This is a genomic window from Pedobacter caeni (assembly GCF_900129215.1).
Classification (GTDB): Bacteria; Bacteroidota; Bacteroidia; order Sphingobacteriales; family Sphingobacteriaceae; genus Pedobacter; species Pedobacter caeni.
The window spans coordinates 1,469,271-1,484,808 of the sequence record NZ_FQUQ01000002.1 but is presented as its reverse complement, the minus strand read 5'-3'; the positions used below and the strand labels follow the sequence as shown (position 1 = coordinate 1,484,808).

At 40.8% G+C, this 15,538-nt stretch carries 14 protein-coding genes; 9 read left to right on the top strand and 5 right to left on the bottom strand.

The annotated features are described in order from the left end of the window. Positions 1-35: 35 nt before the first annotated feature. The gene (locus BUC20_RS13660) at positions 36-731 is read right to left on the bottom strand and encodes a response regulator transcription factor (RefSeq protein WP_073231552.1); all 696 of its coding nucleotides are present in this window, start codon (positions 729-731) and stop codon (positions 36-38) included. Between the two features lie 2 nt (positions 732-733). Continuing rightward, the gene (locus tag BUC20_RS13655) at positions 734-2,122 is read right to left on the bottom strand and encodes a sensor histidine kinase (protein WP_084528849.1); all 1,389 of its coding nucleotides are present in this window, start codon (positions 2,120-2,122) and stop codon (positions 734-736) included. Positions 2,123-2,281: 159 nt separating this feature from the next. Here BUC20_RS13655 and BUC20_RS13650 point away from each other — a divergent pair, with 159 nt between their 5' ends. Next, positions 2,282-2,731 (top strand): protein-disulfide reductase DsbD domain-containing protein, encoded by a 450-nt coding sequence (locus tag BUC20_RS13650; protein WP_073231550.1) that lies wholly within the window; start codon positions 2,282-2,284, stop codon positions 2,729-2,731. A gap of 68 nt (positions 2,732-2,799) precedes the next feature. Here BUC20_RS13650 and BUC20_RS13645 read toward each other — a convergent pair whose 3' ends face one another. Then, entirely contained in the window at positions 2,800-3,255 is a 456-nt protein-coding gene (locus BUC20_RS13645; RefSeq protein ID WP_084528847.1) for a winged helix-turn-helix transcriptional regulator, read from the bottom strand. A 60-nt stretch (positions 3,256-3,315) separates the two neighbouring features. Between BUC20_RS13645 and BUC20_RS13640 the strand changes: the two genes are divergently transcribed. After that, the gene (locus BUC20_RS13640; RefSeq protein ID WP_073231549.1) at positions 3,316-4,170 is read left to right on the top strand and encodes an SDR family oxidoreductase; all 855 of its coding nucleotides are present in this window, start codon (positions 3,316-3,318) and stop codon (positions 4,168-4,170) included. 109 nt (positions 4,171-4,279) lie between these two features. Further along, positions 4,280-5,401 (top strand): hypothetical protein, encoded by a 1,122-nt coding sequence (locus BUC20_RS13635; protein WP_143166787.1) that lies wholly within the window; start codon positions 4,280-4,282, stop codon positions 5,399-5,401. 12 nt (positions 5,402-5,413) lie between these two features. On the opposite strand, the gene BUC20_RS13630 is transcribed toward BUC20_RS13635, so the two are convergent. Further along, positions 5,414-6,502, bottom strand: a complete 1,089-nt coding sequence (locus tag BUC20_RS13630; RefSeq protein ID WP_073231547.1) for a serine hydrolase domain-containing protein — start codon at positions 6,500-6,502, stop codon at positions 5,414-5,416. Between the two features lie 327 nt (positions 6,503-6,829). Between BUC20_RS13630 and BUC20_RS13625 the strand changes: the two genes are divergently transcribed. Beyond that, entirely contained in the window at positions 6,830-7,297 is a 468-nt protein-coding gene (locus BUC20_RS13625; protein ID WP_200800940.1) for a RidA family protein, read from the top strand. An 8-nt stretch (positions 7,298-7,305) separates the two neighbouring features. Here the strand turns inward: BUC20_RS13625 and BUC20_RS13620 are convergent, their stop codons facing one another. Next, entirely contained in the window at positions 7,306-8,037 is a 732-nt protein-coding gene (locus BUC20_RS13620; RefSeq protein ID WP_073231836.1) for a phytanoyl-CoA dioxygenase family protein, read from the bottom strand. Between the two features lie 526 nt (positions 8,038-8,563). Here BUC20_RS13620 and BUC20_RS13610 point away from each other — a divergent pair. The 5 genes from BUC20_RS13610 to BUC20_RS13590 all read left to right on the top strand — a co-directional run bounded on the left by BUC20_RS13610 (position 8,564) and on the right by BUC20_RS13590 (position 15,533). Further along, positions 8,564-9,259 (top strand): ABC transporter ATP-binding protein, encoded by a 696-nt coding sequence (locus BUC20_RS13610; RefSeq protein WP_073231544.1) that lies wholly within the window; start codon positions 8,564-8,566, stop codon positions 9,257-9,259. Then, the gene (locus tag BUC20_RS13605; protein ID WP_073231543.1) at positions 9,260-11,755 is read left to right on the top strand and encodes a TonB-dependent siderophore receptor; all 2,496 of its coding nucleotides are present in this window, start codon (positions 9,260-9,262) and stop codon (positions 11,753-11,755) included. It begins immediately after the preceding gene. 17 nt (positions 11,756-11,772) lie between these two features. Further along, positions 11,773-13,215: a DUF3526 domain-containing protein gene (locus tag BUC20_RS13600; protein ID WP_073231542.1), complete on the top strand. Its 1,443-nt coding sequence runs from the start codon at positions 11,773-11,775 to the stop codon at positions 13,213-13,215. Between the two features lie 9 nt (positions 13,216-13,224). Continuing rightward, positions 13,225-14,592 carry a DUF3526 domain-containing protein gene (locus BUC20_RS13595; RefSeq protein ID WP_084528845.1) on the top strand — a complete coding sequence of 456 codons (1,368 nt, stop codon included), beginning with the start codon at positions 13,225-13,227 and terminating at the stop codon, positions 14,590-14,592. 119 nt (positions 14,593-14,711) lie between these two features. Continuing rightward, positions 14,712-15,533, top strand: a complete 822-nt coding sequence (locus BUC20_RS13590; RefSeq protein ID WP_073231541.1) for a metallophosphoesterase family protein — start codon at positions 14,712-14,714, stop codon at positions 15,531-15,533. Positions 15,534-15,538: the final 5 nt, after the last annotated feature.

Sequence of the window (15,538 nt, the reverse complement as noted above, 5' to 3'; positions counted from 1 at the left end):
TTAGAGAAAAGGCAAATTTTGACAGTCCGCTGTATCTAATCTACCAGCTTATAACCCTGACCCCGTACATTTAAAATTTGTACAACAGCATCTTGTTGAAGATATTTACGTAATCTGGTAATGTAAACATCCATTGTACGTGAATGAAACAGGCTATCGTCTCCCCAAATCTTTAAAAGAGCGGTACGTCTGTTTAACAATTCATTTTTATTTTCCAGCAGCATTTTTAATAAATCTGCTTCACGCTGAGAAAGATTAATAATAATATTGTCGTAGGAAAGCTCCAGGCGTGTATAATTTAAGCTATAGCGGCCTATGGTTGCTGTAGCATTTTCTTTTGAACTCATATCAGTATTTCCCCTGATCGATCTCCTCGTAAGGCTTTTGACGCGTAAAATCAGTTCTTCCATACTAAAAGGCTTTTTCATATAATCATCAGCTCCTATTTCCAGTCCCTTCAACACATCCTCTGTCTGTGTTCTGGCTGTGAGCAAAATTATCGGCGTATTGCTATCCACCTCTCTGATATCTGCCACAAGGGATAGTCCATCTTTCCTCGGCATCATAATATCGACAATACAAATATCCGGTTTATTTAAATTATACATACTCCAGCCTTCCACCCCATTTGCAGCCACCTTCACTTCGAAGCCTCTGGTTTCCAACGTTTCTTTGATCACCAGTGCAAGCACATTCTCATCTTCAACCAGTAACAATCTGATCTTCTCCATGGCTAAAATTTTATGGTAAATGTAGTACCGACATCCGGTTTACTTTCTATACTAATCTCTCCTTTTAAAAGCTGAACAAGTACTTTCACATAATTTAATCCAAGGCCGTATCCTTTTACATTATGCAAATTTCCCATTGGTACCCTGTAAAATTTATCAAAAATAAACGGCAAATGCCTGGACTGGATACCATAGCCATTATCTGCCACCTGAAGTTGCCAGCCATCCCCAAGCGGAAAAATTCTCACCAATATCTTTGCCTGTTCATTTTTCGCATACTTAACAGCGTTATCTATAAGATTGGAAATAATCGTGTCCATCGCGTAAGCTTCGGTAATGACTTCCTCATTTGACAATCTGTACTCATAGGTAATACTACTCCCTTCATTTAAAGAGAATCTATTGATGACTTCCTGAACTAACCTTTTAAGGTTAACATTCTCCAGTCTTGCTACCCTTTCCTGTTTTTCGTACTCATTGATATCCAGGATTCTTTCTACGCTATTCTCCAGTTTATCAAGTACTGTAATGTTCATCTTCAAATACCGTTGTGTCTTTTCAAGATCGGTTACTTCACCAAATTTATCCAGTGCTTCATGGGTTGATTTTAATATAGCGATTGGTGTCCTCAACTCATGGGTCATGTTGTTAATGAAATCGTTTTTAATGTTATCTAATTTTTTCTGACGTAAAATCACATACAGCATGTACCAGAGACTTCCGGCAGTGAGGAGAATTAAGACCAGTGAAATAAGGATTGGGCTAAGCGTTTGCAGCAACAGGTAACGTCCTCTGTTTATAAAAGAGCCCTGTATCATCGTATTGTTTTCTGAAAACCCCACCTGACCAACAACCTGAGCTTTTTCCGCTTTTTTCGAAGCTCTAACAAAAGAAAGGCTGAAATCCACATCAATATTAGATTTTGCCAGTTCTTTTCTATATTTTTTTTGAAGGACCTCTAAATTAACGGTTTGGTTTCTGGATTTGGAAATCAGACGTGACAGTAGAAAGAGCATATCTTTGTCCATATTATCAGCATTGATGTGCTTTTGTTGTACCTGGCCCTCCTCTATTCTTTTGTTCAATGCCTCCATGGCTTTTTTCTTTACCGCTTCTATCTGCTTTTTTTTTAGTTCCAGACAAGGACCACAATTTCCACTGGAGTCTACTGTTGAAATGGAGACTTCAGTAGCTGATATGATGGAACTGGATATGCCAGCATGCTGTAATTGATAATCGTCAATGCTGCGCTGTAAAATAATCGAAGCATTTTTATTGAAATTGTCTTCATTTACCTTATATGCACTATACATCCAAAAGAATTGAAATGAGATAATACCACTACAGGTTAGCAATGCAATAAAGAGAATAAAAGAGAGTTTCCTTTTCATTTAAAACGACAAAGAGCTGAAAAATAGCCCCTTTCCAAATCAAAGGTAAATGAATTACTCCTGGCCAGTGCATGAATTAACACTCCTTAACATTAATTAAGAATCCTTTAACTGACACAGAGCCCCGGGAGGATAACTTTGTATCATAAACAGATCAATATGAAAAAAGCATTTTTAATAGCATTCATTCTAATGAGCTCATATTCATTTGCTCAAATTATAAAAGAGCATGTACAATGGAGCTACAGTGTAAAAAAAATCAACAAAACAGAAGCCATAATTACGATTACTGCAATGATGGATAATGGCTGGCATATTTATTCCCAAAAACTAAAAGAAGGAGGGCCAATAAAAACATCTTTTAATTTTCAGGCCTCTCCTCAATATGATCTTATCGGTGAAACTATAGAATCAGCGCCACAAATAGAATATGATTCCATTTTTAAGATGGACATTGGCTTTTTTGAAGGAATCGCGACATTTCAGCAAAAGGTCAAACTAAAAACACAAGACCCTATTTCTGTTAAATGTAAACTGGAGTACAGTCCATGTAGTAAAAGTGTATGTCTTATTCCAGCTACCGAGGAACTCGACATTCTATTAGACTAACTATTGCCCATAAATCCGGAGATCACAGGCGATGTCAATTCTAAATTTCTTGTTGGCATCGCCTGATCTTATCCCTTCTTATTTCTAAAAGCAAGTATTTCTGCTCCGTTGGCTTCGGCCCAGCCAATGATGCCAGACAACTGTTGCATCAGGCTGTGGCCCAGTTCAGTCAATTCATAATCCACCCTTGGTGGCACTTCAGCATGAACTGTTCTTTTGATAAAGCCGTCTCCTTCCAGATTTCTCAAAGTTACGGTCAGCATCCGGTGGGAAATGCCATCAATCTTATGGATCAATTCGCTGAATCTCAGCTTTCCGTAAGCACCCAATGCATAAATAGATAAGATGCTCCACTTATCGCTGATTCTGGCAATGACATCCCCTACCGGACAAATCTCATTGGCTATCGTATTGGCATTGTTAAAAATTTCCTGTAACTTTCTATCACCCTTAAGCTCCTCATTCCCAGCAATAGTTACACCGCTGTTCCTGAGTAATGTTGCTGTACCTTCTTGTTTATCCATTAGTTACCTCTTAATATTGTATTACTAAAAGTAACTATTGAAAGTAAAATCCCAAATAAAATGGCAAATAAAATTTTAATCACAGGCGCTACAGGCGCAATTGGAAAAGCATTGATCAAAGACCTTCAGGCAAAAGGCATCCCCTTTCTTGCTGGCACCAGAAATGTGGAAGAGTCAAAAGAAAAACTTGGATTATCAGATGAACTGGTTCAGTTCTCTTTTGATGATCCTGCTACTTTTGAAGCGGCAACAAGCGGTGTAGATAAGGTATTCCTTCTTGGTCCTTCTATGGTTCTGGAAATGGACCAGTTAATAACCCCCTTTCTGGACTTCCTGAAGTCAAAAGGAATCCTGAAGGTAGTTTATTTATCCGCATTAAAATCGGAACATATGGGTCCTGATATGTCTTTTCATTTAAAGACCGAAGCAAGACTGGCAAAAGAAGGCTTTGATTACACTATTTTAAAGGCCACTTTCTTTGCGCAGAATTTTAAGAATTACGAATGGGACAACATTACACAAAGAGGAATTACTTTTGCAACCGCAGGAGATGGTAAAGTCAGTTTTATCGATGTAGCAGATATTGCTGCAGTAGCAGCAACAGTATTAACTATGGAAGGCCACAGTAAAAAAACCTATGAACTTACCGGTCCGGAAACCCTATCTTATGCAGATGCCGCAGTTATCCTTTCTGAAGTTACCGGCAAAACCATTGTTTACCCGCAACCAAGTCCTGAACAATATATAGCTGTACTTAAAGAGGCAGGTGCACCGGATTTTGTAGCAGTTTACATGAACTCGGTATATTCTGTGATCGCAAATCATCATGTCGGCTTTACGACTAATGATGTGGAGCAGGTAACAGGAAGAAAACCAAATACGTTAAAATCTGTCATCAGTCATGATTTTGCATAGTAGCTGCATTCAATAAATAAAGCAATGAACTAAAAAAAGCGTCCATCTGATTTGAATTCAGATGGACGCTTTTATTTCCATATCTTTATTTACTCTTAACCTGAATTCTATGAAAACGCTGCTTAAATTCACCCTCCTGCTTCTTGTATTTTCATCCTGTCAGTCCACTCAGAAACTCTTTGATAAAGGAGAATATGGTAAAGCCTATTATGCGGCCGTCAATGACCTGAAGAAAAACCCTTCAGATGCCAATGCGCAAAGGATCCTTCCCATCGCTTATCAGGAAGCAGCTACAAAATATGAGCAAGACGTCACAACGGCAAAAAACAGCAATGCTAAAAAAGGGCAAATGCTTGATCTGGTATACAATGGTTATGAGGCCCTGCAGAAAATGTATGATGCGGCAACAGACCTGAAAGAAGGGAGTACGACTTTCCGCCCGAGGAATTACCATAAGGAATTAGAAGGGGCTGCATTAGCAGCAGCAGATGCAAGGTACAACAGGGGAATCGCTTTGCTACAGCGCAACGACAGGCTCAGCGCCAGAAAAGCTTATGATAACCTAAAAATTGCTGACACTTATGTTCCCGGTTATAAAGATGTTATTGTTAAAAAGAAGGAGGCTTATGAAGCTGCCATCACAAATGTGGTGGTGAACAAACTTGATCAGCGCTTTGGTTATTATGCCATTAACGGGAATTTCTTTGAAAGCGACATTTTATGGAACCTCAATTCTATTGGGGAACGCAGCTACTATCAGTTTTATGGCATGTCATATGGACAGCAAAATGACCTCAGGGTAGATCAGTTTATGGACATCAATATGTACGATATCTGGTTCAGCAACCTGGCCACCAATACTTACTCTTACAATGTATCAAAAAAGGTTCCTGTAAAAAGTGATAAAATGGCTGGTTCACAAAGCAGCAAAACAATTACCGCTACCGTATATGTAACCAGAAGAATTATCAACTCAAGAGCGATAATGGATTACCGGATTACAGATGCACATACACAAAAACTGATTGCTTCAAACCGTATTCCTGCGCAGTATACCTGGGAAAGTCTTACGGGCAGGTATACTGGTGATGTGAATGCACTCAGTGGAAGAGACATGGCCATCATCAATGGAGTGGCCAATAACAGACCGAGTTATGATGACTTATACCGGGAACTGACACGACAGATCATGAGTCAGTTTAATTTCGCAATGCGGGATATCTATCGCTAAGGCCAGGTCTCGTTAAGGCAAATTATATAATATTTTACGCGTCTCTGTTACCGGAATATCGACATCATCGTGATTTTGAAGCATAATGATGGTTTTATCCTGATCCAGATGTCGTTCAAAATAAGTGATGTAACCGGCCCAGCCTCCGTCATGCGAAACAATCTTACCATAGACTTTGTGCTCTTCTATGTTCCAGCCAAATCCATAATTGGTGGCCGTTCCCGTTCTGGTCTGATAGGAGCTGAAAATCTTCTCTTTATCTTCTGGGCCAATCAGTTGATTGGTGTATAATGCCCTATCCCATTTAAGCAGGTCTTCCAGACTGGAGTTTACCATTCCATCTCCCACAATTCCGTCCAGGTAACGGGTATAGTAATCTTTCCCCATCTGGTCGGGAAGAAACAGGCCTTTTACCGTATCTGTTTCATAGCCCTTCGCATAATTCCTGATTACCTGTGGCTGGTACCTGCTTCTGTATACCAGGGTATTTTTCATCTTCAGCGGGCTGAAGATATGTTTCTTTAAAAAGCCACCAAAAGATTCTTTTGAAACCCGTTCAATGATGGTTCCCAGTAAAGCATATCCGGTATTGCTGTACTCATACTTTTCATTGGGTTCAAAGTCTGCTTTGGGCTTAAGTTGCTGAAAGATATTGATGATATCCTCGTTAACCGCGATCCTTGATTTATCCCATTTCTTTTCGAAAAAGTCCATATAATCCGGAAGGCCACTGGTATGGTTCAATAAATTGAGAATAGTGATCCCTTTATAGGAGCTCAACTCAGGAATATATTTAGCCAACGGGTCATCATATTTTAGTTTCCCTTGCTTTTCGAGTAGTACAATTCCCATCGCAGTGAATTGTTTGGAAACTGAGGCCAGTTCAAATATGGCATTGTTATTTATTTTCCGGCCGGTTTCCTGATCAGCCAGGCCAAAGGATTGCTCATAAATGATCTCGCCCTTCTCGGCGATCAGGACGTTGCCATTGAACTTTTTATCTTTAAACAGGCTGGAATATAAACTATCAAATCTGTTGGTTTTCTGAGCAAAGCTGAGATTCAAAGAAAGCATAAGGGGAAAAAGTATTAATCTTTTCATTTGGGGAAGTAAAAGTGGGTACGCGACCAAACGCACCCACAACCTAAACTACCATAGCGACCAAGCCATGATATTTCCTTTATAATTCAATTATGATCCGGAGGAACACAATAGTTTATTCATTTAAATAATCAGAGACAATAAATAATGACGAAAGTAATACTTATTCTTTAAATAATCCTCATTATAACCTCATGAAAAACAATTATAAATAGTAAAAAAGATGATGGAAACGAAGTTGATCCGTTTTCTGATGCTAATTCATGTAATATTAACGCAACACAACACCTAACTGGTGCCAACTTTAACTAAGTTTATATAAAAAAAATGAATAGGCTATTATTTACCATCTTCTTATTTCTCCCAATGGCGATGAATGCTCAACAAAAAAACAATCCGGTAAAATTCTTTAGTTCCCCAGCTGTTGCACCTGTAAAAGGCTATTCGCAGGCTGTTGAAATCGACCTGGGTAGTAGTAAAATGATTCTTTTATCGGGACAGGTGCCACTTGATGTCGATAGAAAAATTGTAGGTATTGGCGACATGGGCTTACAAACGGCACAGGTATTTGAGAACATCAAAAAAATTATTGAAGAGGCTGGTGGCACAATGGATGATCTCATAAAAACAGTGATCTATACCACTGACATCTCACAAATCCCTAAGTTCCGTGAAGCCAGAGACAAATACATTAATTTAAAGCAACCACCCATCAGCACTTTAGTAGAAGTAAAAAAACTTTTCCGTGAAGAGGTATTGATCGAGATTGAAGCAACTGCTGTGATCAAAAAATAGCATTCTGATCAGGACATCGGGTAAAGCGGACTCCTTTCAGCCCAGTTGAATTGCTCCGGCAGTTCTACATTGCAAAATTCGATATGGATAACCCTTCTTTTGCTGTTGTTTATTGTTCTGCCAGAACTGTGCAACAGTAAAGGTTTCATGATCATAATTGCCCCTGCAGGCACTTTACAAATTGCTTCTCTTTCCACCGACCAGTTGATATCATCTGGTTTGTATATTCCCTTAAGCTGAGATCCCGGAATCACTTTAAGCGCTCCGTTATTTTCATCCGCATGGTCCAGGTGAATACGAACGGTATAAATATTTTTCAATAAATCTAATGGGGGCTGAACTGCAAACTGGCCTTGTTTTACCGTCCAGTTTTGATAGCCTTCTACAGCTTCTTTTCGGTCAACAGAGATCGTCAGGTCCTGATGATAAGCTACAAACCAGTTGGACTGCTCCGGCTTATCAAAGTAAATTGATTTCACTACAAAATAGTCCTTTCCGAATAGTTGTCTGATGATCTGATTAAAACGCTCATTGAAGATCACTTCATTCGCTTCGGGTAGTTCTTTCAGAAATTGCCTGATGGCAAATAAATCAGCTGATTTACGAAAGGTACTTCCGGAAGCATCTGCGCTTTCAATAATATGGAGCATTGCGGAGATATGATCATCCGAAAACACCGATTCAATGATGGTGAAGCCATCCTCTTCAATTTGTTGCTTATGAAAATCCTGATTCAACATAGACAGCGAATATAACAGATAAAGGATCATTGTTCGCAGAATCCTGCGATAAAAAGAGAATTAATTGTAACTTTGTTGCATTAATGAAAAGCATGCAGAAATATCTCAGAGACATTCTCCCTCAAACGGGGGCGATTTTTCTGTTGCTTATTTTTCTGAGCACCTCCTTTATTCCGGTCTTACATCATCATGAAAATTCATTCCATCAATTTCATAAGAATAAGAAGGAATACAGATACACCAGTGAGAAACAAGTTTCAACGTTTTATGCTCAATGTAAGATCTGTGAACTGATCAAACACCAATCTACAGACCTTGATCATCATCCCTCACTGATTTTCAGTTTCATTCCCTGCCCTTTACCAATAACAAAGGCATTCCTTACTACCCAGGCTACTTCCAGCTTTATACTGAAATGCAGTAATAAAGGTCCCCCTCTACTGCAGGCTTAATTTTCTCATTCCTGAATTCTTTCCATTGTCCTTCCGGGCAGTGTATTTCCATATATGCTAATTTTTAAAAGAATATGCTTCAAGCCATCTCTTTATCCAAACATTACCAGTCGCAGGTAGCACTGGACAACCTTAACCTGGAAGTTAAAGCCGGGGAAATCTTTTGCCTTCTGGGCCAGAATGGCGCAGGTAAAACCACCACTATTAACCTTTTTCTGGGATTTACAGAAGCCAGTTCCGGAAAAGCGCTCATCAACAATAAAGAAGTACAATCCGGATCTTCGGAGACCAGAAAAGACCTTGCTTATATTCCTGAAGTGGTGATGCTTTACGGCAATCTGACAGCCATAGAGAACCTCGATTATTTCAGTATGCTTGCTGGTTTCAGTTACGACAAGGAAAGTCTGTCGGCTTTTCTTTCTCAATGCGGCCTGCAAAGTACCGCTCATCACAAAGCCCTTGCAGGTTTCAGTAAAGGCATGCGTCAAAAGGTAGGCATTGCGATTGCCCTGGCAAAAAATGCTGCTGTGATCCTTATGGACGAACCGACCAGTGGCCTTGATCCTAAAGCTACCGACGAGTTTACCGAACTCGTCAAAGAACTGGGCAGAAAAGGAAAATCAGTCCTGATGGCTACCCATGATATTTTTAATGCCGTTAACATTGGCACTCATATCGGGATTATGCGTCAGGGCAAACTGATACATACCCTCAAAGCAGCAGACATCAATGCTAATGATCTTCAGAAATTATACTTAGAAACCATTTAAATGACCCTTAGTTACATAAGACCAGTTCTAACGCTACTCCTACTCTTTCTTTTTTCAGTTTCTATTCAGGCACAAACAAAGGTTTCCGGAACGCTGATGGATCAGAAACAACGTCCCCTAAAAAATGTGACCTTGAAATTCAAAAGTGGAAAGGATATTCTCCATACATCCAGTGATTCCAGTGGCCATTTTCTACTTGTTTTGCCTAAGGCGGGCAATTATCTGGTACGGGCAACTGCAGTTGGATTTATTCCCTTCCAGAGGGAATATCAGATTCCCGGGAAGCCGGAGTTTCTGATAGATACCATCATCTTGTCGTCATCCAATGAAGAACTTCAAACTGTTGAAGTGATTGGTACAAGTAAGAAAAAATATTATGGTGACTACTCCTTTTCTGCTACTAAAATTGCTTCTTTAAATAAGGATATCCCACAGGCAATCGCTTCAGTTTCCAAGGAACTCATTGCCGACAGGCAGGCATTTGCACTCGCCGATGCGGTAAAGAATGTACCTGGCGTAACTCAAAACAGTTATTACAACCAGTTTGCCATCCGCGGAATCAATCAGAACGAAGAAGGAGCAATTATCAATGGCATGCGGACCAGACAACATTATTTCCTGCAGCCCTTAACGAATAATCTGGAGCGCATTGAAGTGATCAAAGGTCCGGCCAGTGCTTCTTTTTCCAGTGTGGATCCTGGTGGAACCATTAACCTGGTGACCAAGAAACCGCTCAGTGAAGACCGGAAGCAGATCAGCATTTCGGCGGGGAGTTTCAGTACCATCCGTGGCGCTCTGGATTTTACCGGACCACTAAACAAGGAGAAATCCTTATTGTACCGCCTCAATGTAGGATATGAAGACAGCAAGAGCTTCCGGGACCTTCAGTTTAAAAAGGCTTACCTGATTTCTCCTTCATTCTCTTATATCCCGAATGAGAAAACCAGTCTGAATGTAGAACTTGTTTTAAACAAGAACAAGACTAGGTTAGACCGCGGACAGACTATTTTTGGGGCCATTGCTGGTCAGACAGACCTTCAAAGCACCCCCATTACCTTCAGCATGGGGGCCAGCAATGACAAGTACAATACCCAGGATGTCATGTTAATGAGCAACCTGTCCCATGCTTTTACCAAAGACCTGGTTTTTAACATTACTTATATGAAGCAGACCTGGGATGAAGATCTTCAGGAACACCGGACCACCAATGCTTATGGTGTAGATGAAGCCGGAAAAGCCATTCCTACAGTTGCCGGATTAAGGGCTATTCAGAGACAGCAAAGCTGGAATACCGATAACATCAGCGCTTATTTCAATATTAATGCAGCTACAGGTCCATTACACCATAAGCTGGTAGTCGGCTATGACCTGATCAATGTGCAGCGATACAGGGGTGGTGCAGACAACTCGGCCGGAGGCTACCGGTTAAAAAATGGACGTGATACCTCAAAGTATGACCCCTTAAAAAAAGACCGTTACTTATTCCAGACCGTTGATGACATTACCCGTCCTATACCCAATGTTGCACATTTTAATCTGGCCAAACCTGCGTACACACTTCGGAACTTAAGCGAGTATATATTCACTCAAAATGAAATCCCTCCTGCCTATTCTGTGGTAAACGGGGTCTATCTGCAGGATCAGGTTAAATATGAAAAACTCACACTTTTGCTGGGCTTAAGACAGGAATGGTACGAAGATTACAGCAATTACCAACTCAGCAATGAGAAAAGGATCTCCAGACATAAATTGCTGCCAAGATTGGGCATCACTTATGAGTTGAATTCAAACATCAACCTTTATGGAACTTATCTGCAAGGTTATCAGCCACAGGGCAACACTTCAAATCTGGTGATCATTCCTCCACCTGCCGGAACAAATTACAAACCTTTGGAAAGCGACCTCAAAGAAATTGGTGCAAAATCAGAATGGATGAACCGAAGCTTAATGGTTAACGTTTCCATTTTTGAGATCAACCAGAAAAACCTGTTAATGAGTGCAAATGATCCCGTTGATTTAAACCTGCTCATAGAACGTGGCGCACAACGAAGCCGCGGAATTGAACTCGAAGCTTCTGGTTTCCTACTGCCCAACTGGCAATTTAATGCGGGTTACAGTTATGTGGATGCCATCATCACGGACGATAACAACCCCATCCTAAAAGGCCAGCGGGTACAGAATACCCCTCAGCATAGCGGAAGCATCTGGACCAGGTATGACCTGAATGACAACCGTACTTTTAAAGGTATTGGAATCGGTGCAGGCATTCAATACAGCGGAAATAAACTGCCATGGTACACCAGGGATTTCAGTTTACCAGCCTATACCCTTTTAGATGCAGCCCTGTATTATTCACCACCTAAATCCAGGGTTCAGCTGGCCATGAATGTCAATAATGTATTAAATACGACCTATTGGGTAGGCGCACAGAGTTACCTGAGGTTATTTCCCGGAACTCCCAGAAATGTAATGTTCAATGCGACTTACCGGTTTTAACAATTAGAAACAAAAAAATGAAGACCATATTTATCATCGCCAGAAGAACCTGGAAAACTGCTTTCAGCAACAGAGCCACCATTGCGCTCACTCTGATTCTGGGTATCGCTTTATGCCTGGCCACCTTTATTGGCTGGCAGAATTTTAAAATTCAAAACAGTCAGCGGTTAAAATATAAAGAACTGGTACGGGAGAAATGGCTCGAAAAACCAGATAAACACCCCCACCGGATGGCTCATTACGGATACCTTGCTTTCCGGGATAAGCATGAATTGAGCTTCTTCGACTTTGGGATAGAAAGTTTTGCCGGAGTTTCTATTTTTCTGGAAGCACACAAGCAGAATACGGTAAACTTTAGTGAAGCAGGTTTCTCCAATGGGATGCTTCGCTTTGGAGAAATGAGTGTAGCAATGGTTTTGCAATTGCTGGTGCCCCTGCTGATCTTTTTCCTGGGCTATCATAGTATTTCTGCGGAACGGGAAGCAGGGACACTTAAAATCATTTTATGTCAGGGAGTGAGCTGGCGACAGCTCCTTTCAGGCAAAACACTTGGTATTATCGCCGTGAGTTTCAGCTTATTTATTCCTGTTATTCTCTTAACGGTATTGCTATGGGCCATGCTCAGCAATTGGCAGGTCAGTATGGATGCCTCCTTACGTTTGGTTTTTCTGGTGCTGAGCTATGCCGTTTACTTCATCATCTGTGCAGGTATTTCAGTTCTTGTTTCTGCTTTTCACAGCAGTTCAAAATCAGCTTTAACCATCTTACTTGTACTATGGGTTTTCTTTGCCATTGTGATGCCCAGAATTACGCAGGCATTGGGTGTCATCTTATATCCATCACCATCAAAAATGGAGTTTTCCGCAGCGATTGCATCAGATTTGCACAAAGAAGGCGATAGCCATGATCCTGATGACCCGCATTATGCAAAGATAAAGGCCGATGTATTAAAAAAATATAAGGTCGATGATGTCAAAAAACTGCCTTTCAATTACGGAGGTTATGTCATGGCCGAAGGCGAAAAAATCTCTGCAGGGATTTACAACCAGCATCAGCGGGAGCTCAACAAGACCTTTGAACAACAAAACAGTTTTACGGTTGCAGCAAGCTACCTGAACCCTTTCCTGGCCATTAAAAATTTATCCATGGCCCTGACCGCTGCTGATTTCAAAACCTATATGGATTTTCAGAATCAGGCAGAAGCCTACCGTTATGGTCTGGCGCAACGCATGAACAAATTACAGATCGAGAAGATCAGCAATACAGCTCCAGGAGAAAAAGAAAAACCATTGTCCATCAGCCGTTCCAACTGGGCAGAACAACCAGATTTCCAATACACCTTCCAACCAGTGAGCAGCGTAATTTCCAATCACTTCTGGAGCATACTTTCTCTTTTGTGCTGGTTCTCCGGAGTGCTGATCTTTCTGAATATTTCATCAAAATGGGTAAAAACAATATAACAGAAGCACATGAATCAAAGCATATATCTATTAGAATTTAAGCTGTTTTTCAGAAACAAAGCAGCCATGGCCGGTATTCTGATCTTGCTGATCAGTGGATTTGCAGGACTTTACTTCGGAGAGAAATTTATCCGGCAACAGGACATTGTGATCGAAAAGGCCAGCCAGACACAGGAAAAAAATACCGGTACAAATCTCAAACACTTTGGTAAAGACCCCGGTTTATTCCTCTACCACAATAAGTTTTCTATGGTGAATGTTCCCGACCGCTGGGCAGCTTTTGCCAACGGACAAAGGGACATCAATCCTTACCTCATTTCGGTCAGCATGCTGGCAGTAGAAGGACAGATTTATGATACCGACCTTGTCAACCCTTCTACGCTGTTACTGGGAAATATGGACCTTGCTTTTGTGTTCATATTTTTATTTCCGCTGGTGATCATTGCCTTCTGTTACAACCTGCTTTCTGCTGATCAGGAATCTGGTGTCTGGGCCATTCTCAAGTCGCAGTCCGGAGCACTTTCCGCACTGATATGGCGCAAATTTTCCGTCAGGATCATCTCTGTTTTTACAGTAGCGATGGTGTTAATGACCAGTGCCATCTTTTACCTTAAACTTCCTTTAGACGGTCGTTTGCTGCTGATTTTAACCTTACTCAGCCTTTACCTGCTGTTCTGGTTTTCCTTATCCTTTTGGGTCATTTCCCGCGGCAAGTCGTCAAACTACAATGCAGTATTGCTGATTTCTTTCTGGGTGGTCCTGAACATCATTTCTCCGGCCATTCTGAACGTTTGGTTAACCCAGCAATATCCCGTTCCGGAAGCACTGGAAACACTCGTTAAGCAAAGAGAAGGATATCATGAAAAATGGGACCTTGATAAAAGTAAGACCATGGATAAGTTTTATGCCCACTATCCTCAATTTAAGCAATACCCTTTTCCTTCTGAGCTCAGCTTTAGCTGGTACTGGTATTATGCCATGCAGCAGATGGGAGATGATGAGGCTTCGGCAGGTGCCAGATCAATGGCAGAAAAACTAAATAAACGGCATGATTTTACGAACCTGACGGCCTTATTCTTACCGGGAATACAAACACAACTGAGGCTCAATGAGCTGGCCGGTTCCGATCTGGAAAACCACTTGAAGTTCCAGCAGGCAATAAAGGCTTACCATGAGCAAATCCGTTTGTATTTTTATCCGGTTGTCTTTAAAGAAGAGACCCTGGCAAACGTAGCCTGGGACGAGTTCAAGGTTGCACAATACAAAGGACATACTACAGGTTATGTATGGCAGAACCTGGCATCGGTTTTCATTTTATCGCTGTTATTCAGCATTCTGGCAGTGTATAACTTCAAGAGGAAAACTTCTCTTTTTTGATGATGATCTTTGGATTTATCCCTGAAGCAAGGCTTTTCAGGGATAAATTCGCTTTTATTTTATAAATTAACATTATGGTAACCGTTGATACCCTAATATTGACCGATTAAAATAGAATTATGAATTCATCTCGCAGACACTTCATTAAGAACATCTCTTTTGCAACCGCTTTACTTGTTGGTGGAGGTGTTAAATTTCTAAGCGCATCCGAAGTCAATGAATTACAAGCAGAAGTGAAACTTCGTTTTGTTGTTGCTTCAGATGGTCACTATGGACAAGCAAAAACTTCCTTCGATGAGTTTTTCGCTACCATCACCAGTCAGATCAACCAGTTTCACCAGCAAAGCCCGCTTGATTTTTGTGTCATCAATGGGGATATTATCCATGATGATAAGACTTTGCTGCCCACAGCAAAACAAAAGATTGATCAATTGACCATGCCCTATTATGTAACCAGGGGAAATCATGATAAAGTGACTCCCGAATATTGGGAAAGCATCTGGAAAACGCCCTTGAATCATGATGTGGTGGTTAAGAAAAATGCCATATTGCTGGGCGATACTTCCAATGAGAAAGGAGAATATTTGTCGCCGGATTTAAAATGGCTGGAAGCAAAGCTGGAAGAACATAAAAAACTGCGTCATACCTTTATTTTCCTTCATATCCCACAAGCAAAATGGACTGCCAACGCAATTGATACTCCTGCTTTTTTCGAATTACTCAAGAAGTATCCTAATGTAAAAGCTGTTTTTCATGGGCATGAACATGATCAGGATGGTGTTAAAATGAAGGATAACATTCCTTATTTATTTGACAGCCATTTTGGTGGCAACTGGGGAACGGCTTACAAAGGTTTCCGCGTGGTGGAATTGCTAAAAGACAATTCGATGCTCACTTACCTGATGAACCCTACAGAAAAAATAAACCAGAACACTTTTTAAGTGTA